Origin of the sequence: Pseudomonas spelaei (genome assembly GCF_009724245.1) — a bacterium.
Lineage (GTDB): Bacteria > Pseudomonadota > Gammaproteobacteria > Pseudomonadales > Pseudomonadaceae > Aquipseudomonas > Aquipseudomonas spelaei.
The window spans coordinates 19,506-41,936 of record NZ_WNNK01000037.1; the positions used below are offsets into that span (position 1 = coordinate 19,506).

Genomic DNA, 22,431 nt, shown 5'->3' on the forward strand with positions numbered 1-22,431 from the left:
TAAAAACCTGCAGGCAGACGCCGCCGACAATCATTCGAACAAGAGGACCACGCCCCATGCCAAGCACTCAAAAAATCGCAATCGTCGGCGCCGGCCTGGGCGGTGCCGCCGCTGCCACCCTGCTGCAACAAGCCGGTTTCGACGTGGACATTTACGAGCAGGCACCGGAGTTTTCCCGCCTGGGCGCCGGGATCCATATGGGTCCCAACATCATGAAAATCTTCCGCCGCATGGGCATTGAAAAGCAGCTGGACCTGATGGGTTCCCACCCCGACTTCTGGTTCAGCCGCGACGGCCAGACCGGCGATTACTTGTCACGCATCCCGCTGAAAGACTACGGCGCCTCTTACATCACCGTGCACCGTGGTGACCTGCATGCGTTGCAGATGTCGACCATCAAGCCCGGCACCGTGCACTTCAACAAGCGCCTGGAAACCCTGGAAGAAACCGACACCCAGGTACGCCTGACCTTCGCCGATGGCGAGGTGACTTATGCCGACATCGTGATCGGCGCCGACGGTATCAACTCGCGCATTCGTGAAGAATTGCTCGGTGCGGAAAAACCGCTGTACAGCGGCTGGGTCGCCCACCGTGCATTGATCCGTGGCGATCAACTGGCCAAGTACGATTTGAAGTTCGAAGACTGCATCAAATGGTGGACCGAAGACCGACACATGATGGTCTACTACACCACCGGCAAGCGCGACGAGTACTACTACGTCACCGGCGTGCCGCACCCGGAATGGGACTTCCAGGGCGCGTTCGTCGACAGCAGTCGCGAAGAGATGTTCGAAGCCTTCCAGGGCTATCACCCCACCGTGCAGGCATTGATCGAATCCACGCAAAGCGTGACCAAATGGCCGCTGCGTAACCGCAACCCGTTGCCGCTCTGGAGCCGTGGTCGCCTGGTGTTGCTGGGCGACGCCTGCCATCCGATGAAGCCACACATGGCCCAGGGCGCCGGCATGGCCATCGAAGACGCCGCGATGCTGACCCGCTGCTTGCAGGAAGTCGGCCTGAGCGACTACCGCACCGCGTTCGAACTGTATGAGGCCAATCGCAAGGAGCGCGCCTCCCGCGTCCAGGCGGTGTCCAACGCCAACACCTGGCTGCGCACCCAGGAAGATCCCGCCTGGGTCTACGGCTATGACCTCTACGCCCAGCCACTGAAATCGGGGGTGGCGGCGTGAGTACCTTTCTCTACGGCGGCAACGTCCAGGCCAATGGCATTCGCCAGCACTACCTGCGCTATGGCGGCAAGGGTCCGGCGCTGATCCTGATTCCCGGCATCACCAGCCCGGCGATCACCTGGGGCTTTGTCGCGCAACGCCTGGGCATGCATTTCGACACCTACGTGCTGGACGTGCGTGGTCGCGGCCTGTCCGCAACCGGCCCCGAGCTGGACTACAGCGCCGACACCTGCGCCGATGACATTGGCGCTTTTGCCGACGCCTTGAAACTCGACAACTATCACCTGGTCGGCCACTCCATGGGCGCGCGATTCGCGGTACGCAGCGCAGTGCGCCATCCAGAGGGTGTCAACCGTGTGGTGCTGATCGACCCGCCGGTCTCTGGCCCTGGTCGTCGTGAATACCCAAGCAAACTACCGTGGTACGTCGACTCGATCCGCCAGTCGCTGATCGGCATGGATGCAGAGGCGATGCGCGCCTTCTGTGCCACCTGGACCGAAGAACAACTGCAACTGCGCGCCGAATGGCTGCACACCTGCTACGAACCCGCCATCGTGCGGGCCTTCAACGATTTCCACGACGTGGATTTCCACCAGGACCTGCCCCACCTCAAGGCCCCTACCCTGTTGATCGTGGCCGGGCGCGGCGGCGTGATCGAGCCCCAGGACATCGCCGAAATCCAAGACCTGCAACCATCGATCAAGGTGGCCCACGTCGCCAACGCCGGGCACATGATTCCCTGGGATGACCTGGAAGGCTTCTTCCACGCTTTCGACGATTTTCTTGGCCCGCGCCTGAACTGAATAATGGAGACCACCATGCTCAAGCCTTACCGCATCGGCCAGATCGTGCCGAGCTCCAACACCACCATGGAAACCGAGATTCCGGCGATGCTCACTGCACGCCAGTTGATCCGCCCGGAGCGCTTCACCTTTCACTCCAGCCGCATGCGCATGAAGCAGGTACGCAAGGAAGAACTGGCGGCGATGGATGGCGAGTCCGATCGTTGCGCCGTTGAACTGTCCGATGCCAAGGTCGACGTGCTGGGCTACGCCTGCCTGGTGGCGATCATGGCGATGGGTCTGGGTTACCACCGCCATTCCGAACAGCGCCTGCGCAAGGCCACCGCCGATAACGACGGCAACGCCCCGGTGATCACCAGTGCCGGCGCGTTGATCGAAGGCTTGAAAGTGATGGGTGCCAAACGCATCGCCATCGTCGCGCCCTATATGAAGCCCCTGACCGAACTGGTGGTGGATTACATTCGCGAAGAAGGCTTTGAAGTCGTGGACTGGCGCGCCCTGGAGATCCCCGACAACCTCGAAGTGGCCCGCCACGACCCGGCCAACCTGCCGGCCATCGTCGCTGGCATGAACCTGGAAGGCGTCGACGTTATCGTCCTGTCAGCCTGCGTGCAGATGCAGTCGCTGCCAGTGGTGGCCAAGGTCGAAGCGCAAACCGGCAAACCGGTGCTCACCGCCGCTATCGCCACCACCTACGCCATGCTCAAGGCCCTGGACCTGGAGCCCATCGTTCCCGGCGCCGGTGCCTTGTTGTCGGGCGCTTACTGAGGAACCGCGCGATGAGTGAACAATCTGCCGACGCCAACTACCAGGGCGTGTGGGGCAATCGCATCGGCTTCGGCAAAAAAGCCGCGCTGCTGATGATCGATTTCATGCAGGGCTATACCACTGAGGGCGCGCCGCTGTTTGCACCGGGCGTGGTCAGCGCCGTGGCTGAAAGCGTTGAGCTGTTGACCAGCGCAAGGCGCTACGGGATTACGGTGGTGCACACCAATATCCGTTATCATCCCGGCCATTTCGCCGACGGTGGTATCTGGGTGAAAAAAGCCCCGGTGATGAAAGACATGGTCGAAGGCAATCCCCTTGCTGCGTTCTGCACCGAGGTGTTGCCCCGGGACGATGAAGTAGTGATCAGCAAGCAGTACGCCAGTGCATTTTTCGGCAGCAGCCTGGCCCCCATGCTGCACGCCCAAGGGATCGATACGGTGGTGCTGGCCGGCTGTTCAACCAGCGGCTGCATCCGCGCGACCGCCGTGGATGCGGTGCAGCATGGTTTTCGCACCATCGTCGTGCGCGAATGCGTCGGTGACCGACACCCGGCGCCCCACGAAGCGAACTTGTTTGATATCGACAGCAAGTATGGCGACGTCGTGAGCAAGCAGGAGGCGATGGACAAGTTCAGGGAGCAATAAGGCTTCATCAAGAACCGCGCCATAGAGCGTGGTCTTGCAAAAAACTGAGCGCCCACTTTGGAATGCATTCAAATGTGGGAGTTGGTTTGTGTGGGAGCCAGCTCCTGCATGGATCGCCTCCAGCAGGGCCAACTCAGTCTTCTGACACTGCCTTTGGACGTCGCTGATACAGCACGCCGAAGTGCTGAAAAAGCGGCTGTATAAAAACCATAAGTCACCGCCAGGAGACACCCATGCCCATTGCGAATGCAGCACCGGCGACCACCCTCGCCGACCCGATCCACGCGCTTTACCACAAGATCACCTGGAAACTGATTCCCTTCCTGTGTTTCTGCTACCTGGCCGCGTACCTGGACCGGATCAATATCGGCTTCGCCAAACTGCAAATGCTCGACCAGTTGCAGTTCAGCGAAACTGCCTTCGGCCTCGGCGCCGGCCTGTTCTTTGTCGGCTACATCCTCTTCGAAGTGCCGAGCAACCTGGTGCTGGAGAAGGTCGGCGCAAAGATCTGGATCGCCCGCATCATGATCACCTGGGGCCTGCTCTCGGCCTGCACCATGCTGGTCACCTCCACCACCCAGTTCTACATCCTGCGTTTCCTGCTCGGCGCCGCCGAGGCCGGGTTCCTGCCGGGAGTGCTGTATTACCTGACCACGTGGTTCCCCACCTACCGCCGGGGCCGGATCATCGCGCTGTTCATGATCGGCCTGCCGCTATCCAGCGTGATTGGCGGGCCATTGTCCGGGTGGATCATGGGCCACTTCGACCATATGGGCGGGCTGCGTGGCTGGCAGTGGCTGTTCCTGATCGAAGCAGTGCCCAGCGTGTTGCTCGGCATCTGGACCTTCTGGGCACTGCCCAACAACTACCAACAAGCCAAATGGCTTTCGCCGCAAGAAAAGTCCTTGCTGGAAAGCGAGCTGCGCAAAGACGACGCCGACGGTGCCGGCAGCCAGCACAGCTTCCGTGACGGCTTCTTCAACCTCAAGGTGTGGATGCTCGGCGGCATCGACTTCTCGATCCTGCTCAGTGCCTACGCCATGGGCTTCTGGATGCCGACCTTCATCCGCAACGCCGGGATCATCGACACCTTCCACATCGGTATCCTCACCGCCCTGCCAAGCGTTGCCGCGTTACTCGGCATGCTGCTGATCGGCGCCAGTTCCGACAAGCACCGCGAGCGACGCTGGCACATCATCGTGCCGTTCTTTGTAGGCGCCGCCGCCATGGCCACCAGCACGTTCTTCACCCACAACGTAGTTGCCACCGTGGCCCTGTTTGCGATCGCCTCGGCGGCAATCATTGGTGCGGTGCCGGTATTTTTCAGCCTGCCGGCGACCTTTCTCAAAGGCACCGCCGCCGCTACCGGCTTCGCCTTGGCCTGCTCCGTGGCGAACATCGCGGGCCTGGTGAGCAACTCGTTGATGGGGGTCGCAATCGACGTCACCGGCAGCAGTGCCGGCGCCCTGTGGTTTTTCGCCGGTTGCCTGATTTTCAGCAGCTTCCTGGTGATCGCCCTGCCGGCGAAACTGGTGAATCGTTGAGCCTTGTTCGTCTTGCCAAGTCGGTAAAAAGTCATCCGGTAACGCCTGGAAAAATACCCCGTGGCTCTGGTGAGTGACGGGGTAGCATCCATTCACATAACAACCTCCACAAACGCTGGAATCTCCTCGCCTCAGTAGCCACTCAACAAGACCCCTGTTGAGGGCAACTATTTCGGTAACGCGAGAAGCCTCCCCATGAGAAGCGTCGACACCTTACGCAATATCGCACCACAACCTGCTGCTGCCATGTTGAGGGATATGCAGCTGGAAGAAACAGACTCTCAGCGTGCCTCAGAGACGAACGCTCTGACGCCCCGGACCCAAGCCGACAAAGACCTCGCAACGACTTACGCCACAGCACTGCGCAAATACGCAAACGAACTGCCTTCCACGCTCCCTCTGGCTGACGTGATGCCCGGTATCCCACCGGCGTCACTCTTCGGTCAGTGGCGAGCTCACTTGCACAATGTATTGCAGCTTCCTGCCTTGAACTCATGGCTTGTCGCAAACGGATTCGATTTATCACAGGGCTTTAGTATTTACCCATCGAACGCCCGCGTCCTTCAGCACAAGGCAGACGGAAGCGCAACGTCTGTCTTTGGATTGGAGGCGAGAAGGGCAAATCCGAAGGAGTGGAACTTACTATTGGCGGCAGCCAAGGTGCTGGCACCCGGCAGAAACTCTATTGGTGTCCACCCCGATATTAATCGGGTCACCGTGCGTGAAGTGGGTCTATTCCATGGCAATGACTGGACCTCACACCCGACCAAAGCGGGACTGGAACAGCGCGCCCTCGACCTGGAAAACAACGGGGGCACGCTCAACCTGAAGCTGGACGATCCACGCGGTGAAGATCATCTCAACATCCAGAAACAGGCGCTGGAAACGTTCATTAAGCGCACAGCTAACACCCCGGACGAAACTCAAAGCGCCTCCTTGTCAACGCCGCCGGTTAACCCCCATCTTGCCGGGAACAGCGCCCTGGCCGTGCTGTTTCATCAGAAGATGTTAAGTTACCCAAACAATTATCCCGGTTTTCAAACACTTGAAAATATCCCGAAAGACTCACTGTTCGGACAATGGCGGGCCCACTTCAAAAAGATCCTCGATACGACAGACGTCAAGGACTGGGCCGCCAAGGAAGGGATTGACCTGACCAAGACGTTTGTGGTCGACCCCAGAGAGTCCGGAGGTGCAGGGGGGATCATGTATGACGAGAATGGCGAAACGGTGCTGTATACCTTCATCCAAAATCCGCCACAGTGGTGGCGTTTGTTGATGAATGCTGCCAAAGCGCTGGGGGTAGATCGTTATCAGATGAAAGATGGCTGGGAGAGCATCGCCCCCCTGTATGAAGTGAGTCACTTTTATCGTCATAACGAGCTCGGTCATAGGGGCTCTTACGAAACCCTGGATACTCTCTTGAGCAGTACCAAGGGCGCATTGACACTGAGCCCTGCCGACCCCCGCAACGAGGCAACCCTGGCGACTGCCAAAGTCGCTCTTGGCAACATAGCCAATCAACGAGCATTGATCAAAGCGCTCGATTCCATAGCCGCCCTTCTGAGCCCTGACGCGAAATCAACTCACTCTATCAGTTCGCTGTTGACCGGGTTAACGGCGCAACGCATCCCTATAGATCCAGACAGCACGTATAGCCAACGGACGGTGAATGCTGACGAGACCGCAAGTGTCGCAGACTTCATAAAAGCGAACGGGTGGCCCCTGCCGATCGACAGGCAAACTGTTATCGCGCTGTCCGAGCGGTTGGGCTCCATCGAGCTGACTGACGGTACTCTGCGAGAAGTCGGTGACAGTGAGTTGGCACAGCTTTACGCAAATGAGTTGGACGAATATGCAGAAAGCAAAACCCCTACCGATCTTCAACACGTTGTCAAAAACATTCCACGGCACTCAGCACTCGGGCAATGGAAGGCTCACCTTCACTCGCTGCTCAATAATGCGGAGTTCAAAAGCTGGGCAAGCCTTAACCAAGTGGACTTGTCCAAGCCAATCAAGATCACCGATGACGGCGAACTGAAATGCTATGTCAACGGCACGCCTAAAGTGTTTGGCGACCCAGCCTCAGAATCGTTGCCGGCGACCTGGCCGCTGATCTGCGCCGCCGCCGACCGGATACTGGTTTCGCAACTGTCGCTGTCCGACAGCCCCGAAGACGCCACTCTCGAAGAGATAGCGGCTTTTTACGATGAGCCACCTGGGTGGTCAGAGGCCAACTTGGCGCAACGGGTTGCGATACTTGGCAAGACCAAGGCCTTTCCCGCCCTGCAAAATCGCTCTTCATATGCAGCCTCCCCGTCAAGATCGGAAACAGCCCTTGAGGTGGCACAGAGACGCTTGGGCGTCATTCTGAATGAACATTCCCTGACCCGTCAGTTAAGCACCATCAGCGACACTCAAACTGAGCTTGCTACAGCCTTGAACGCGCGAGCCGAATTGGCGGCCAATGACCCTCAGCATCTTCAAGCAACGCAAGTGGACACCAAGCTCAAACAAGCGCTGGCCAATGCGCTGAAAACCACCATGATCACACTTGTACCCGATTCTTTCCTGTCTTCAGCGCTGGCTTCGGCTCCGAAGTCCGTCAGCCTGGAACAGTTCATCCATACGAATGGCTGGCTTCAACCACAAAACACTGAAGAACTGATCAATCTGGTCAGCCATCTCAAGCGCCATCCATTGACCTCTGCTTTGCATGGCAATTTCGGTGGTGCCCTGTCCTGGCCTATCCCTCTAGATGATAAAGCTCGCGCCGGGCTGGAAGCCTCCCTGAAACTATCCAAGGATTACGACCCCTCGAAAGGATTGCTCGGTAGCCTGGGCTCAACGCTTACCCCCCCTCATGGCAGTCTCGAAATAACGTTGGACAACGCCCGAAAATGGCTCAACCAAGTGCTCGACACACCTGGCGCCAAGGCGCTGGGAATAGCCCTTCAAAATGAATATAAAGGCATCGCCTCCCCATCGAGTGCCAATGACCTGGTCCTCGCGGCGCTCAGTGTCGACCTTGAACGCCCGGCCTCCCCGACAAGAACAACCGTTGCGGGTTTTGACCTGACCGATAGCATGTACTGGAGCACTCCCCCCTCTGTCTTGGTCAAGGGCCTGACCGATCATCTGGTCAACAGTCGCAGAATCACTCGGGACATGGCCTACGCAGCCGCAGTCTTACTGTTGTCACGCAAGGCCCCGGCGTTACTGGTTAAAGATATTCCCAAAACCGTCACCATGGGTTCACATACCTGGGTCACCTTTACGACAGCCGTCGCCCGCGTCGAGGCGCAAGCACCGGGTGCCTCAGCGAAAATGACGTTTGCCCAAATAATGGCTTACGCAGACTTGGCCCCAATTACCCTGTCGGCACAAGGCACCGAGCAAGCGGCCAGAAAATCGGCATTGAAGGATTGGGGGGTCGCCCAAGGCCTTCTGACGGTTAACGCTCAGGACGAGTATACCGACGAGCAACTGAATACCGTTCTCAACGCGTTTAACAACCAAATCACCGAGTTGAAAGCCGCGTCTACGATCCTGCATATCGACATGCCGAATCGAAAGACCATGGCATTGGCCGAGCTGAAAAGGGTCTTCGGTGATCAGATACCGTTCGAAGAAAAATGCATCAATGTGGCCTCACCTCATCGGGACTATAAGGGGCCTTACTCGTTTCTGGATCTGTATATGGCGGACAAACTGGGGCCGCCTGCCGGTAGTCTCAAACCTGCAGACACCGTTGTAAACGGAACGCTGGGTACAGGGTCCAACACGAGTGATCGCTTGAAGCTGAACTACTGGGTGTCTTCTAACAGCAAGGTCGACATCGGCAACCTGCTCGCCCGGCAGCGGGAGCTTCCCAACATAACCAGTAAATTCGATCAAGCCTTCTCCACCTACAGGCCCAAGCTTAAACAACACTTGCCAACTGTCGTAAAGCATCTGATTTCACAGATGCCCCTGGATGACCGCAAGCGCATTGAGTTTGGAAAGCTGGAGCTATTTAAAGTAACTGATGCCCACAAAAACAAGGGTCTTGGTATCTCAGCGGCCCCCACTTATACCTATAAGCCAGACCCGGACCGCCTCATCATAAAAACCACGCTCGACGGAGTATCCAAGACGTTTGAATTTGACTTGAAAGAGGCCGGCTTCCGCCATCGGCGTGATCTTAATGATGTCAAGGCCGGAATTGTTAGCGAGTACGAAGTCGACACTGAATACATGCAGCCCCTTGCCCCCTCAAATGCACTGCGGACTCTGCTCCTGGAACAAGCCAACACCGACACCACACCCAAGAGTTACTTCAGCGACAGAACTGCTTATATTGCCGGTACCGCGATCCAGGACGCCGCTGTCGACAGGCTGCAAACCCAGGCAAAAGGTGTGACAACCTTCGATACCGAATTCAACACCGCCAAGTTCCTGCATGAAACGGTGATGAACCTCATTCCACTCAGGTCGGCGATTGTCAATTTTCAACAAGGCAAGATTGGCGACGGTCTCGTCGACTTGGGCCTGGATATCCTGGGCCTTGTCATGACGTTTGCGACTGGAGGTGCTTCCATTGGCGCCAAAGCCGCCGCCGGTGCCTCGAGAGCCGCGCGCGCGCTCCTGGGGGCAAGGGTCATCGGCCGACTGACGCTCAGTGCCCTCAACCCCTTGGGCGGTATTGATGACCTGGGTCGACTGATTGTGAGAGGTGGCCAAAAGGCGCTCTCTCTGGGAGGCCGGCTGGCTTCAAAAATGGGGGGAGCTATCGGTGACCTGACAGGTTCCAGACGATTGCTTGGGTCAATGAATAATCATGATTTGGTGGCAGCCAGCAAACGCTTCGATGCTGCCGCCACCGGCACGTTCAAGGTCATGGACGAAGTGTTCGAAGGGACCGCCGTTTTCTTCAAGGGCAAATGGTACCCCTATAGTCTGGTGAACAAGGCCCCCTATGGAAAACCACTGGCTTTGTTTAATCCCAACAGCATCGCAATGGGCGGCGAGATTAAAAACATCAAGGTATTGGATGAAGGTCTTGTGTTATTTGAGGATCTTCATGGCGGAGCCAAGCGTCTCACTCTGGATGCTCATGGCGTTCTATTTCCAGGCTATGATTCCACAGCCATTTTGGTTAACGGTAAGAACCTGACGCCCAATGAATTTTTAGCGCATTTAAAAAGTTGTAAGGTAAAGATTGAAGACTATGACGAAATACGCCTGACCGTTTGCCACTCTGCTAACGGCGGCACCAATTCATTTGCTGCGGAGTTTGCAAAACTCACGAAAAAACCGGTGAAAGGCTATGAAGGAACAATGTATGTGCACCCTAATGTGGAATCCATGCATCTGGATAATTTCCCCAACAGGGCTGCTCGCAGAGATTATCTGGACGATCGGTTTCTGGGTGCTACACGAAAAGTAGAAAACAAGTACGTTGAGATAGGCGTAATGGATAACGGCGTCATGAAGTACTACCCGGATCCCAGATACAAACCCGTGAAATTTTCTGCCGAAGGGGTTGTTCAACCTTCTACCGCCAAAACCCCGCGACCAGTGACAAAGGCTGAAATCGAACAGCACAACAAACGGGTCGCGAGTGCCCAGCGTGCTGAACAAGATGCCATCAACAACAATACTGATTTCGGTGATTACGAAGACTTTACTTAGGGTAACTCCGGTCAATTCGCGGTGAGCCATTTTGACTAAGCCCCTCTCGCCGAAAGCGTTTTGAGCAGAGCGCTTTCGGCTAATTCCAATCACCCATGGTGCCAACGCCGGAAGTCGTTAGAATCTACCCCACTCCGACAGCCTCACTGACACGAGCCCCCATGCACTTTAATTTCGATACGATCCACTCCCGCCTCGGCACCGGCAGCACCAAGTGGAGTCGCTACCCGCAAGACGTCCTGCCGATGTGGATTGCCGACATGGACATCGCTGCGCCACCGGCGGTCCTTGAGGCATTGCACCAGCGCCTGGACCAGCAAATCCTCGGCTACAGTGTGGCGTGCAACAAGGTACGCGAGGCCATCGTGGACGATCTGTGGGCCAAGTACGCCTGGCGTGTACAGCCTGATGAACTGCTGTTTTTGCCCGGTGTAGAGCCGGGCTTCAACATGGCTCTGCACGCCTTTGTTCAACCCGGGCAGCCGGTGGTGTTGCAAACCCCCAACTATCGTCCGTTGCGCTTGGCACCCGGCCATTGGAACCTACCGAAGATCGAGGTGCCGTTCGAACTCAGCGCCGAAGGGGAATACTTCACGCCCTTGCCGGCCCTGCGTCAGGCGCTGGCCGGTGCCGGTGCGCTGCTGTTGAGCAACCCCCACAACCCGATCGGCAAGGTCTTCCCTCGAGAAGAATTGTTGGCGGTAGCCACCGCGTGCCTGGACCAGGGCGCGCTGATCATCTCCGATGAAATCCATGCCGAGTTGTGCTTTGACGGCCGCCGGCATATCCCCACAGCAAGCCTCAGCCCCGAGATCGCCCAGCGCACCATCACCCTGATGTCGGCGAGCAAGGCCTATAACATCGCCGGGCTGAAAACCTGCTTTGCGGTGATCCAGGACCCGGCCATTCGCGAACGCTTCAATCATGCCCGCTGCGGCATGGTCGACAGCGTCAGCCCGTTGGGCCTGGAAGCTACGCGAGCGGCCTACAGCCAATGCGGGGAATGGCTGGAGGCGTTGGTCAAGTACCTGCAAGCCAACCGGGATTACCTGTTGAACGCGGTGCAAACCCGCCTGCCGGGGATCGTGATGCATGCCCCGCAAGGCACGTACCTGGCGTGGCTGGATTGCAGCGCCCTGGGCCTGGATGATCCGCAGCAGTTCTTTCTGCAACAGGCCAAGGTCGGCCTCAGCGCCGGTCTGGAGTTTGGCGATGACAGCCAGCAATTCGTGCGCCTGAACTTCGGTTGCCCAAGGTCGATGCTTGAAGAAGGTTTGCAGCGCATGGAGCGCAGCCTTCAGGGCGTGTAGACGTCAATCAGTGTGGGAGCGGCGATACGCCTCTCCCACCGTTGGTGGGGTTCACAACTTGGCGATGGAGACTTCAGTCGACTTCACAAACGCAATCACCTCGCTGCCCACCTTCAATTCCAGATCCCGCACCGAGCGCGTAGTAATCACTGAAGTGACGATGCCGGACGCCGTTTGCACGTCAATCTCGGACACCACTTCACCCAGCAGGATTTCCTTGATCACGCCTTTGAACTGATTGCGCACGTTGATCGCTTTAATGGTCATGTCGGCTTTCCTTTAGCTGATGGGTCAATCCGCACGAATGCGCAGGCGTTCAAAATGCACGCTCCGCAAAAACATTAAAAGGAATATATAACTCTTTATTTATTCCATAAAAACATATGCATTCAATCTCACCACTGTTGCCTGGCCAACACTCATTCAACAAAGTGCCCGACTTCCCCACCTCCCCGTAGCAGCTGTCGAACCCGGCGAGGCTGCGTATGCGGTGTGTCTGATGTACCGCATACGCAGCCTCGCCGGGGCTCGACAGCTGCTACGCATGGATGTTTGAACCTGTTCATGACACCTGCGTATCCAATGGCACAGAGACTGCATATTCCCTAAATGCATGATGGAACATGCCGACTTATTCTTCTGAATATAAGACTGCCTTCTCTCTCCCCGCCTTGTCCGGAGCCGTTCCATGAAGCCTTTCGCCAACCTGTTCCTGGGCGCCTGCGCCCTTGCCTTCAGCCTGCAATCCCAGGCCGCTGAAACCGCACCTGCCGAAGTCCATCTGGACTACGCCTATTACTCCCCCGTCAGCCTGGTGCTCAAGCATTTCGGCTGGCTGGAACAGGCCCTGCCGCAAACCAAGGTCGGCTGGGTGTTGAGCCAGGGCAGCAACCGCTCCCTGGAGTACCTCAACAGCGGCGGTGTCGATTTCGCCTCTTCCGCCAGCCTGTCTGCGGTGTTAAGCCGGGCCAATGGCAGCCCGATCAAATCGATCTACGTGTACAGCCGCGCCGAGTGGACAGCCCTGGTGGTGCGCAAGGACTCGACGTACCAAAGCATCGCTGACCTCAAAGGCAAAAAGATCGCCGCCACCAAGGGCACCGACCCGTATCTGTTTACCCTGCGCAGCCTGCAAAAGGCCGGGCTGACCAAGGACGACGTGGAGTTGGTGCACTTGCAGCACCCGGACGGTCGCACCGCGCTGGAGAAAGGTGATGTCGATGCCTGGGCCGGCCTCGACCCGCACATGGCGGCCAGTGAGATCCAGGCCGGTTCGCGCCTGCTGTATCGCAACAAGGATTTCAACAGTTACGGCGTGATCAGCGTGACCGAGCGCTATGCCAAGGAGCATCCGCAGACCATCGCCACGGTGTTGGGCGCCTATGAAAAGGCCCGGAACTGGTCAGTGAAACACCCCGATGAGTTGGCGAAACTGCTGGCCGATGAGTCCGGCCTGCCCCTGGAAGTGGCCAGGCTGCAACTGTCGCGCACTGACTTGAGCAGCCCGTTGTTGACCGCCCAGGACGTTGTTTCGTCAAAAGCGGCCGCACCGATTCTGATATCCGAAGAACTGGTCCGTCGTGGGGTCAATGTCGATCAGGTGATCGACGAATTGATCGACCGCTCATTCGGCCAAGCGCTGGCGCATCCATAAGGGAGCCAGTCATGACCAGCAAAATCAAATCCCTGCCCATCGACTTGGCCCTGATCCCGTCGCCTGCCAGCCGCAGTACCTGGCCGCGCCGCCTCAAGGGCCTGGCCTTGCCGGTGCTGATCATCATGCTGCTGGAGGTGATCGTACGGATCGGCTGGCTGCCGTCCTACCAGATGCCGGCGCCCAGCGAGATCGCCGTCACTCTCGCCGACCTTGCCCAAGGCGCCTTGTGGAAGCACATCAGCGCCAGCCTGTTGCGGGTTGGGTTCGGGTTCGCCATCGGCGCCAGCCTGGCCCTGGTGTTCGCTGCCTGGGTCGGTTTGAGCCGCGAAGCCGAGGCGTACCTGGAACCTACCTTTGCGGGCTTGCGCTCGATCCCGAGCCTGGCTTGGGTACCCTTGTTGTTGCTGTGGCTGGGGATCGATGAAACCTCGAAAATCGTGCTGATCGCCATCGGCGCGTTCTTTCCGGTGTACCTCAATGGCGTGGCGGCGATTCGCGACATCGACCGCAAGCTGGTGGAAGTCGGGCAGATGTATGGCTTCAACCGCCGGCGCCTGGTGCGACGAATTCTCTTGCCCGCCGCCCTGCCCGGCCTGTTCACCGGATTGCGCAGCGGCCTGAGCCTGGCCTGGATGTTCCTGGTGGCAGCCGAACTGATCGCCGCCACCAAAGGCTTGGGTTATCTGCTCAGCGACGGTCGGGAAACCTCACGACCAGACATCGTGCTGGCCGCGATCATCGTCCTCGCCCTACTGGGCAAGATCAGCGACGGTCTGCTGGCCGCCCTGGAAAAACGCTGCCTGGCCTGGCGTGACACCTTCAACGGCCAAGGCGCAGGAAACTGACCATGAGCGAACCGCTACTGGATATTCATGTGGAGCGTAAAAGCTTCGCCAGCACCACTGTACTGACCAACATCCACCTGACCTTGCAGCCACGGGAAACCGTGAGCCTGCTGGGCCCTAGTGGTTGTGGCAAAAGTACCTTGCTGCGGATCATCGCCGGCCTGGAGAAGGACTTTCAAGGCGAGTTACTTCGCACGGGCGGTGAAGTGGCGTTCGTCTTTCAAGAGCCGCGCTTGATGCCATGGCTGACCGTCGAACAGAACATCGGCTTCAGTGACGATCAGCACTATGACAAAGCCTGGGTAACACAACTGATCGACGAAGTCGGCCTCAGCGGCTTCGCCCAGGCCTTGCCCAAGGCCCTGTCCGGCGGTATGGCCCAGCGCGTCGCCATCGCTCGCGGCCTGTACTCACGCCCGCACGTTCTGCTGCTGGACGAACCCTTCAGCGCGGTGGATGCCTTCACCCGGATGAAGCTGCAAGACCTGTTGCTGCAACTGGCCAAACACCACGCCATCGCCCTGTTGCTGGTGACACACGATGTGGATGAAGCGCTGTACCTGAGTGATCGGGTGCTGGTGATGGATAACCGGCCCAGCAGCATTCGCCAGGAACTGGCAGTGGATCTGGCGCATCCGAGGGACAGGCGCGACCCGCTGCTGGCGCAACTCAAGGTGCTGAGCTTGACCGAGTTGCAGCGGGCGCATGTGATTTAGTGAGCCGACAAAACACCTGTGGCGAGAGGGCTTGTCCCCTCGCCACAACAAACCCTTCGCCAAAACATTAAACGGTCAGAACCCCACCGTCGCCGACACCAGCCAAGTGCGCGGCGTCGACAAGGTCAACCCCGGGGCGCTGTCGGACGAAGTGGCCGCCGAAGCCCAATACGTGGTGTTCAACACGTTCTCCACGGTGGCACGCAGGGTGATCTGCTTGTCGTCCAGTTTGAAGGCGTAGCGCGCCCCGAGGTCGTAGCGGTTCCAGCTGTCGATCTTCTGTTCGTTGGCCGGGTCCAGGTACTGGGAGCCGGTGTGAATGGCGCGCGCGGTAAGGGTCAGGCCATGCAGGCGTTCGATGTCCCACTCTGCGCCAAGGTTGATGTTGGAGATGGGCGAACCGGTTCCGCGCTTGCCATCGGTCAGACCCTGGGCCGTCTTGGTTTGCTCACTGTCCAGCAACATCACGCCACCGAGCAAGCGCACATGCTCAACCGGCTCGCCGAATACGCTCAACTCCACGCCCTGGTTACGCAATTCACCGTTGGGCTTGAAGTTGTTCTGTGCGTCGATGCCGTACGCCGGTTGCTTGATGCGGAACACACTGGCGGTCATCCCGAAGCTGCCCATGTCGTACTTGGCACCCACTTCCACCTGCTTGCTTTTGGTCGGTGGGAAGATCGCGTTTTCATTATTGACCCCGCTGGACGGGGCCGTCTCGCCCTGACTCAAACCTTCCATGTAGTTGCTGTAGAGCGAGAACTGATCGGTGAGCTTCACCACCAGCCCCAGGGCAGGCGACAGTGCTTGCTCATCGTATTCCGGCTGGTCCTTCACCCCGTTGCTCCACGACGTCACCTCGACCTTTTGCAAACGTGCGCCCAAGGTCAACAACACGCGCTCATCGAGAAAACTCAAGGTGTCCGCCAGCGCCAGGCTGGTGAAGCGGTCTTCGGTGTGGGTGCTGGTATCGAAGCGCACCGCCTTGCCGGGCTTGGGCAATACAATTGGGTTGTAGAGGTTGCTTTTGCCTGGAGTGTAGCGCTCGCCAGCATTGTCGAAATCCATGTTGAAGCGGTTCAGGCTGACGTTAATCGTATGCCCCACCGGCCCGGTGCTGAACCAGCTGCGAGCGCCGACGGTAATGGTCTTGACCTCTTCATCACGGCGAAAACTGCGCGGTACAACCGTGAAATCACCGTTGCTCTGGGTGCTCTGCACCCCATGGCGCAGGAAGTCATAGTTACCTTTGCGCGCCCCCGCCGAGGCATAGACCATCAGCGAATCGTTGACATCAAACTCACCGCGCACCGCACCAAAGGTGTCCTTGGTATGGGCATAGGTCCAGGCCTGGGCGAAGTTGCGGCGAATGTCCTCGGCCTTTGGCATCACGCTGCCCTTGGCGATCTCGACCCGTTCCTGAGGGGCATCGGCGGTGCGTTCCTGGCGACCGAGGTCAAGGGACAAGCGCACCCGTTCCTTGCGAAAATCCAGGCCGATCACGGCCATTTCCCGATCAACACTCTGGTGGTCCCACTCGGTATCACCGGACTGTTTCACGCCGTTGAAACGCACGCCAAACTCCTGCTCGTCACCAAAGCGCCGGCCAATGTCGACTGCGCCACCGAACTGCCCCGCCGACGCATAGCTGCCGGTGAATTCGGTGATTGGCGCGTCGGTGGCGCGCTTGGGTTCAATATTGATCGTACCGCCAACGCTGCCCCGGGGCGCGATGCCGCCGAGCAAGGCACCCGGGCCTTTGAGGATGTCGACGCGCTCAACCATTTCCATGTCAATGGCGTAGGTCGGCAGCACGCCGTACAGGCCGCCATAGGACACATCACTGTTGAACAGACTGAAACCGCGCACGGAAAACTGCTCGAAACGCCCGCCTGCCGGGTTGGTGATACGCACCGAAGGATCGCTGGCAACCATCTCGCCGAGGGTCCGCGCCTGCAGGTTTTTCACGGCCTTGGCGGTATAGGACGTCTGGTTGAAGGGCGTGTCCAGGAAGTCGGCCTCGCCCAACATGCCCTGGGCGCCTTTGCGGGTGACTTGATCGCCGGCGTAGGTTTCAGCCACCGGCGTGTTGCCAACACCGAGAATCGACGTGGCGGGCAGTTGGTAGGTGCCGCTTTGCGGAGCCGGGACCAGGGTGTAGGCACGATCCCCCAGCACCTGCAATTGCAAGCCGGAACCCTGGAGCAACCGGGCAAACCCCTCTTCCACCGCAAACTCGCCGGAGATGCCAGCACTGTTATGGCCGCTGACCAGGGCGGGGTCCACCGACAGGTTAACCCCGGCCAACCCGGCAAACCGGGTCAAGGCAGTGCCCAGGTTGCCGGCCGGCACCTCATAGCTGCGTCGGGCCGCGTCCTCGGCCCAGCTCACAGCAACAAATAACGGGCTGGCACTCAGGCTCAGCAGCAGACTCAAGCGCCACAACGGGCGCAACGGCGATGGCGGGACGACGGGCATTGAAGAGGCTCTCTGTTTTCGTTCACTTGCCTTGGATGACAGGCGAGGTGAAAAAAAGGGACAGCCCTCAGGCAAGTTTTTTACTCGGCATCAACGTCACCCAATAGCGCGTACGCGACTGCACTTGCAACGGCAGGGTCGAAGCCAGCAAGGCAAGAATGCGATCCGTGTCTTCCAGGCGAAAACTGCCGGTCACCCGCAACGGTTCAAGGGCCGGATCCCAACGCAATACACCCGGGCGATAACGCTCAAGCTCACGCAGGAAGTCCCCCAGTGGTTGGTCCTGTGCCGTCAGGACACCGTCCTGCCAGCCCAGTTGCTGCGTGTCGAACAGCGTCATCACACCCAGGCCCGTGGTCAGCAGGTGCGCTTGTTGCCCGGCTTGCACAATCGAGTCTTGCCCACGTAAATCGCGCACCCGCACCGCACCTTTGTAGACCGACACCCGGCAACCGGAAGACAGTTGGCGCACACCGACATCCGCTTCACCGACACTGACTTGCCCGTAACGCGTCTGCACCATCAACGTCGCGTCACCCGGCACCTTCAACGCCAGCTCACCCTCCACCAGCGTCAGCCGTCGTTGTGCCCAATCAACATCCACTGCACTGGCCGTATTGAGCTGCAGGAGAGCGCCCTCGGCCAGTTGCACGCGTTTACGCTCACCCGTGGCGGTGTGCAGGTCTGCACGCCAGGCATCGATCGGCAATTGCCGGCTGAGCAACCACGCCGCTGGCACCACGGCCGCGACACCCAGGGCGCGCTTGAGCACGGCACGCCGGCCCGGTTGCGGGCGGTCCAGGCTGGCCATGGCCAAGGCCTGGGGCAATTCGGCAAAGCGTTGGCGCAGCAATTGCGCCTTTTGCCACGCCTGCTCGTGGCTGGAGTGACTGTCCCGCCAGTGCTGCAAGCCCGCATGATCACGCTCGCTGGCATTGCCCGACTCAAGCAACGCCAACCACTGCGCGGCGGCGCGAGCAACCTCCCGTGCTTGCGTAGAAGGCTCCGTCACAGCGCCACCAGCAAACAATGCTCATACGCTTGGGCCATGTAGCGTTTTACCGTGCGCTCGGACACCTTCAACCGCTCGGCAATCTCCCGATAACCCAGGCCCTCCAGTTGGCTCCAGAGAAACGCCCGCCTGACTGGCGACGCCAGTCCATCGAGCAGCTCATCCAGGGCTTGCAGGGTTTCCAGCAGCAACCAACGCTGTTCGGGGGACGGCACACAATCTTCAGGCAAACGTGCCAAGGCATTCAGATAAGCCTGCTCGAGGCTGCGCCGTTGATGAAAATTGACCAGCAGACGCTTGCCTACCGTCACCAGGTAGGCCCGTGGCTCCTGCAATTGCGCGATCGGCTGGGCGCTGGCGAGCACCCGCAGAAAAGTATCCTGGCTCAGGTCGGCCGCATCCCAGGCATTACCCAACCGCCGCCGCAGCCAGCTTTCCAGCCAACTACGATGGTCACGGTACAAGGTGTGGAGACTGGGCTCAGGGAGGTCCGTCGGCATTACAGCATCATTCATGGCAAACAGACCTGCGCGGCGCGAGTTAATCTCAAATGAGATTCATTCTATTTAATATCCCGCCAGCACACCATATTCTTTTCAATGCCCTGCCCGTCAGTCGCCCTGTACTTCACCATCAAACACTTGCCCACGCCCCACCACACTGCCCGGTTTGAGCACCGCGCCCGGCGCCAATACCCCATTGGCACCGACCCGACACTGATCCCCCAATAGCGCGCCAAACTTGTCGCACCCGGTGCGCTGCAACCGGCCATCGATGCGCACCTGCACCTCCTTGTCCGCCCGTTCGTTGCGATAGTTCGCGACGATACTGCCGGCCTCCAGATTGACCCCGACACCCAGCACCGAATCCCCGACAAAGTTGAAATGCGCCAGCTTGCTGCCCTTGAACACAAACGAGGTTTTCAACTCGGCACCGGGCCCGAAGATGCAACCTTCATCCACCCAACAACCACCGCGCAGATAGCCGCCAGCGGCGATAAAACAGTGAGCACCGATGATCAGCGGGCCCTTGAGTATTGCGCCGGCCTCCACTGTGGCTGAGCGATGGACGGCGATATCGTCACGAATGTCGTAGTCGGCAGCGGGCAGCCCGGCCAACAGTTGCCGGACAATGGCGGGCGCCTGGGTGACCAGGTCCCACGGCGTCAGGTCGGCCCAGGGTGCCAGCGCCGAATCGGCAATGTGCGGGAGGTAATCGGCAAGTCGAATCAAGGTCGAGCCCTCTACGGATCAGAGAAGCCCGGAACGCTAGCATATGGATTATTGAAAGGGTACCTGCCGCGCCCGATCAATACCTAATAAGCATCAAACCATACTCGTTCGATATTAGACGAGAGCAAAACCTAGGGAGGAAACTAGCGCCAATTATAAAAATACTTCAAGAGTATCAAGATGCCCACCCACTCCTCCTGGATCGTCCTGTCCATTACCGGCCTGTACATGCTCAGCCTCGCGTTGATCAGTTATGGCGTACGCCGCCATTCGCGCAGCGCCACCAACTACACCACCGGCGGCGGGCATTTCCCGGCGTTTCTGATTGGTTTTCTGATGCTCTCCGAATTCATCGGCACCGCCGTGAGCATCGGCACCGCCCAGACCGGTTTCAAGGTAGGCATCTCGGCCGCCTGGAACCTGTTCGCCCTGGCCCTGGGTTTTGTGCTCTTCGCCTGGTTGCTGGCCCGTAAGTACAAAGAGTTGGGAGACAACACCATCTCTGGCGTGCTCGCGCGTAACTACGGCCAACGCACCCGCTTCGCCACCTCGATCATCACCATCTTTGCCCTGGAGATCGTCGCGGTATCGATCTATGCCAGCGGTGGCGCGGTATTGGCCAGCGTGATGCAAGTGGACCGGACCCTGGCGATTGTCATAGTCGGTGTGGTCTCGGTGCTGTACGTGAGCATTGGCGGCATGCGTTCGGTGATCTACACCAACTTCGTCCATGCCGCCCTGAAGTACCTGGGTGTGGGGCTGGCCCTGTGGTTCGGCCTCAAACAAGTGGGCGGCATCGGCCAGTTGCAGGCGCAACTGCCTGCCAGAATGTTCGACTGGACCGCCATCGGTTGGGGCCAGATCATCGCCTGGATGATTGCCGGTATCGGCTCGATCTTCTCCACCCAGTACGTGATCCAGGCGGTGAACACCGTCAGTCATGCGGGCAAGGCTCAACACGCCTGTTTCTATGTGGCAATCCTGATGGTGCCGTTCGGCATCGGTGCTGCGTTGATCGGCATGTGCAGCGCCGTGCTGTTCCCCAACGTCGACTCACTGCAAGCCTTCCCTACACTGATCGCCAGCATGGACCAACTGACCGCCGGGCTGGTAGTCGCAGGGCTGGCCGGCTCGCTGTTCGGTACCATCTCGGCGGTGAGCATGGGCTCGGCCACGTTGCTGTTGCGGGACTTCTACGAGCCCTGGTTCAACCCGGAAAAAAGCGATGCCAAATCCCTGCGCTTCGTGCGCCTGGCGACCATCGCCGTCGGCCTGTTGCCGATTGCCTTGGCGCTGACCTCGGACAAGGTGCTGATGATCGCCTTCCTCGGCAAAGCCCTGCGCGCCTCCCTCGCCGTCTTGGTATTGATGGTGTTTTATGCGCCGAAATTCGGCACGGCAACGGGTGCGTTCCTCAGCATCGTCGCCTCCCTGGTGGCGACGGTGAGCTGGTTCCTCGCCGGTAATCCGTGGGGCATTGATAACGCCTACATCGCGCTGTTCACGCCGCTGATCATCATGGGCATCAGCCATGTGACACGACGCAAGACGCCGGCCGAGCCACTGGTGCAAGCCACGAGCTGATGTACGATGGCAGCCTACCAATAAGGAAATTGCCCGATGCTGCCGATTCGCACCCCATTGATTCTGCACCCAGGCCTGTCTACCTCTGGCAGGCGGATCTGGCTCAAACTGGAAAACCTGCAACCCTGTGGCTCGTTCAAGCTGCGCGGGATGACCACCCTGTGTGCCTATGCAGCGAGCCAGGGCAAGACCACGGTGGTCTGCCCTTCCGGTGGCAATGCCGGACTGGCCACGGCCTTTGCGGCGCGTGGCCTGGGCTTGCAGGCGCGGATCGTGGTACCGACCACCACGGCTGAAGCGACCCGGGTCCGTATCCAGCAGGCCGGGGCTGAAGTGATCGTGCACGGTGATCTTTGGGATGAGTCCAATCAACTCGCTTTGCAATTGGCTGAAGCACCGGATGCCCTGTATGTACCGGCCTTCGACCATTCTCTGCTGTGGGAAGGCCATAGCCGTATGATCGACGAGATTCTGGAGGACTGCCCTCAAGTCGGCGCCGTCGTCACCTCCGTGGGCGGCGGTGGGCTGCTGGCGGGTGTGCTGACGGGGCTTGAACGTCATGCGCGTTATGACTGCAAGGTGATCGCGTGTGAAACGGCAGGCGCGGCGTCGTTTGCTGCCGCTGTGGAGGCTGGGCAACCGGTGCGATTGGCGAAGATTGATACGGTCGCCAAGTCCCTGGCAGCGACCCAGGTGGCGGCGTGGCCGGTGGAGCATATCGGCAAATTTGCCCATCAATGCGTGGTGCTCAGTGATGCCGAGGCAATGATGGGCGTTGCGCGTTATGCCGATGATTTGCGCCAATTGGTAGAGCCCGCATGCGGGGTATCGTTGGCGGTGGCGTATCTGGATCACCCGGCGATTGCCGGGGTTGAGGATGTGGTGGTGATTGTGTGTGGCGGGGTGAGTATCAGCGCCGAAACCGTCGCCCAGTGGCACAACACGGTATCTCTACCGAAGTAGATTTCCCCCTGT

At 59.1% G+C, this 22,431-nt stretch carries 17 protein-coding genes; 12 read left to right on the plus strand and 5 right to left on the minus strand.

Annotated elements, in window-relative coordinates; all coding sequences use genetic code 11:
• Positions 1–56: 56 nt before the first annotated feature.
• The 7 genes from GNF76_RS27245 to GNF76_RS27275 all read left to right on the plus strand — a co-directional run bounded on the left by GNF76_RS27245 (position 57) and on the right by GNF76_RS27275 (position 11,932).
• Positions 57–1,190, plus strand: a complete 1,134-nt coding sequence (locus GNF76_RS27245) for an FAD-dependent monooxygenase (protein ID WP_155586160.1) — start codon at positions 57–59, stop codon at positions 1,188–1,190.
• Complete coding sequence (locus GNF76_RS27250; RefSeq protein ID WP_178123618.1) at positions 1,187–1,993, plus strand: alpha/beta fold hydrolase; 807 nt, start codon at positions 1,187–1,189, stop codon at positions 1,991–1,993. Before GNF76_RS27245 ends, GNF76_RS27250 begins: the two co-directional genes overlap by 4 nt.
• Before the next feature lie 15 nt (positions 1,994–2,008).
• The gene (locus tag GNF76_RS27255; RefSeq protein ID WP_155586161.1) at positions 2,009–2,761 is read left to right on the plus strand and encodes a maleate cis-trans isomerase family protein; all 753 of its coding nucleotides are present in this window, start codon (positions 2,009–2,011) and stop codon (positions 2,759–2,761) included.
• A gap of 11 nt (positions 2,762–2,772) precedes the next feature.
• Complete coding sequence (locus tag GNF76_RS27260) at positions 2,773–3,405, plus strand: N-carbamoylsarcosine amidohydrolase (RefSeq protein WP_155586162.1); 633 nt, start codon at positions 2,773–2,775, stop codon at positions 3,403–3,405.
• A 233-nt stretch (positions 3,406–3,638) separates the two neighbouring features.
• On the plus strand, positions 3,639–4,949 hold the full coding sequence (locus tag GNF76_RS27265) for an MFS transporter (protein WP_155586163.1): 1,311 nt from the start codon (positions 3,639–3,641) through the stop codon (positions 4,947–4,949).
• Positions 4,950–5,144: 195 nt separating this feature from the next.
• On the plus strand, positions 5,145–10,622 hold the full coding sequence (locus GNF76_RS27270; RefSeq protein WP_155586164.1) for a hypothetical protein: 5,478 nt from the start codon (positions 5,145–5,147) through the stop codon (positions 10,620–10,622).
• 161 nt (positions 10,623–10,783) lie between these two features.
• Entirely contained in the window at positions 10,784–11,932 is a 1,149-nt protein-coding gene (locus GNF76_RS27275; protein WP_155586165.1) for a MalY/PatB family protein, read from the plus strand.
• Between the two features lie 51 nt (positions 11,933–11,983).
• Here GNF76_RS27275 and GNF76_RS27280 read toward each other — a convergent pair whose 3' ends face one another.
• Positions 11,984–12,199: a TOBE domain-containing protein gene (locus GNF76_RS27280; protein ID WP_003173733.1), complete on the minus strand. Its 216-nt coding sequence runs from the start codon at positions 12,197–12,199 to the stop codon at positions 11,984–11,986.
• A gap of 421 nt (positions 12,200–12,620) precedes the next feature.
• On the opposite strand from GNF76_RS27280, the gene GNF76_RS27285 reads away from it, so the two are divergent.
• The 3 genes from GNF76_RS27285 to GNF76_RS27295 are packed head-to-tail and all read left to right on the plus strand — an operon-like array spanning position 12,621 to position 15,150.
• Positions 12,621–13,586, plus strand: a complete 966-nt coding sequence (locus GNF76_RS27285) for an aliphatic sulfonate ABC transporter substrate-binding protein (RefSeq protein WP_155586166.1) — start codon at positions 12,621–12,623, stop codon at positions 13,584–13,586.
• 11 nt (positions 13,587–13,597) lie between these two features.
• The gene (locus GNF76_RS27290) at positions 13,598–14,434 is read left to right on the plus strand and encodes an ABC transporter permease (RefSeq protein ID WP_155586167.1); all 837 of its coding nucleotides are present in this window, start codon (positions 13,598–13,600) and stop codon (positions 14,432–14,434) included.
• Positions 14,435–14,436: 2 nt separating this feature from the next.
• Positions 14,437–15,150 carry an ABC transporter ATP-binding protein gene (locus tag GNF76_RS27295; RefSeq protein WP_155586168.1) on the plus strand — a complete coding sequence of 238 codons (714 nt, stop codon included), beginning with the start codon at positions 14,437–14,439 and terminating at the stop codon, positions 15,148–15,150.
• Positions 15,151–15,225: 75 nt separating this feature from the next.
• Here GNF76_RS27295 and GNF76_RS27300 read toward each other — a convergent pair whose 3' ends face one another.
• The 4 genes from GNF76_RS27300 to GNF76_RS27315 form a co-directional block, all read right to left on the minus strand.
• A complete protein-coding gene (locus GNF76_RS27300; protein ID WP_155586169.1) occupies positions 15,226–17,628 on the minus strand; it encodes a TonB-dependent receptor in 2,403 nt (800 codons plus the stop codon).
• Positions 17,629–17,695: 67 nt separating this feature from the next.
• Positions 17,696–18,640 carry a FecR domain-containing protein gene (locus GNF76_RS27305; protein ID WP_178123619.1) on the minus strand — a complete coding sequence of 315 codons (945 nt, stop codon included), beginning with the start codon at positions 18,638–18,640 and terminating at the stop codon, positions 17,696–17,698.
• Entirely contained in the window at positions 18,637–19,155 is a 519-nt protein-coding gene (locus GNF76_RS27310) for a sigma-70 family RNA polymerase sigma factor (protein ID WP_155586171.1), read from the minus strand. Before GNF76_RS27310 ends, GNF76_RS27305 begins: the two co-directional genes overlap by 4 nt.
• A 96-nt stretch (positions 19,156–19,251) precedes the next feature.
• Positions 19,252–19,872 carry an LbetaH domain-containing protein gene (locus tag GNF76_RS27315; protein ID WP_155586172.1) on the minus strand — a complete coding sequence of 207 codons (621 nt, stop codon included), beginning with the start codon at positions 19,870–19,872 and terminating at the stop codon, positions 19,252–19,254.
• A gap of 180 nt (positions 19,873–20,052) precedes the next feature.
• Here GNF76_RS27315 and GNF76_RS27320 point away from each other — a divergent pair, with 180 nt between their 5' ends.
• Together GNF76_RS27320 and GNF76_RS27325 are read left to right on the plus strand one after the other, a co-directional pair.
• Positions 20,053–21,456 carry a sodium:solute symporter family protein gene (locus GNF76_RS27320; protein WP_155586173.1) on the plus strand — a complete coding sequence of 468 codons (1,404 nt, stop codon included), beginning with the start codon at positions 20,053–20,055 and terminating at the stop codon, positions 21,454–21,456.
• Between the two features lie 36 nt (positions 21,457–21,492).
• Positions 21,493–22,419, plus strand: a complete 927-nt coding sequence (locus GNF76_RS27325) for a pyridoxal-phosphate dependent enzyme (protein ID WP_155586174.1) — start codon at positions 21,493–21,495, stop codon at positions 22,417–22,419.
• Positions 22,420–22,431 lie beyond the last annotated feature (12 nt).

Coding starts and splice junctions, on each gene's coding strand:
- GNF76_RS27275 (WP_155586165.1), top strand. CDS start 10,784: ATGCACTTTAATTTCGATACGATCCACTCCCGCCTCGGCACCGGCAGC.
- GNF76_RS27255 (WP_155586161.1), top strand. CDS start 2,009: ATGCTCAAGCCTTACCGCATCGGCCAGATCGTGCCGAGCTCCAACACC.
- GNF76_RS27295 (WP_155586168.1), top strand. CDS start 14,437: ATGAGCGAACCGCTACTGGATATTCATGTGGAGCGTAAAAGCTTCGCC.
- GNF76_RS27320 (WP_155586173.1), top strand. CDS start 20,053: ATGCCCACCCACTCCTCCTGGATCGTCCTGTCCATTACCGGCCTGTAC.
- GNF76_RS27310 (WP_155586171.1), bottom strand. CDS start 19,155: ATGAATGATGCTGTAATGCCGACGGACCTCCCTGAGCCCAGTCTCCAC.
- GNF76_RS27285 (WP_155586166.1), top strand. CDS start 12,621: ATGAAGCCTTTCGCCAACCTGTTCCTGGGCGCCTGCGCCCTTGCCTTC.
- GNF76_RS27260 (WP_155586162.1), top strand. CDS start 2,773: ATGAGTGAACAATCTGCCGACGCCAACTACCAGGGCGTGTGGGGCAAT.
- GNF76_RS27245 (WP_155586160.1), top strand. CDS start 57: ATGCCAAGCACTCAAAAAATCGCAATCGTCGGCGCCGGCCTGGGCGGT.
- GNF76_RS27265 (WP_155586163.1), top strand. CDS start 3,639: ATGCCCATTGCGAATGCAGCACCGGCGACCACCCTCGCCGACCCGATC.
- GNF76_RS27325 (WP_155586174.1), top strand. CDS start 21,493: ATGCTGCCGATTCGCACCCCATTGATTCTGCACCCAGGCCTGTCTACC.
- GNF76_RS27280 (WP_003173733.1), bottom strand. CDS start 12,199: ATGACCATTAAAGCGATCAACGTGCGCAATCAGTTCAAAGGCGTGATC.
- GNF76_RS27300 (WP_155586169.1), bottom strand. CDS start 17,628: ATGCCCGTCGTCCCGCCATCGCCGTTGCGCCCGTTGTGGCGCTTGAGT.
- GNF76_RS27270 (WP_155586164.1), top strand. CDS start 5,145: ATGAGAAGCGTCGACACCTTACGCAATATCGCACCACAACCTGCTGCT.
- GNF76_RS27290 (WP_155586167.1), top strand. CDS start 13,598: ATGACCAGCAAAATCAAATCCCTGCCCATCGACTTGGCCCTGATCCCG.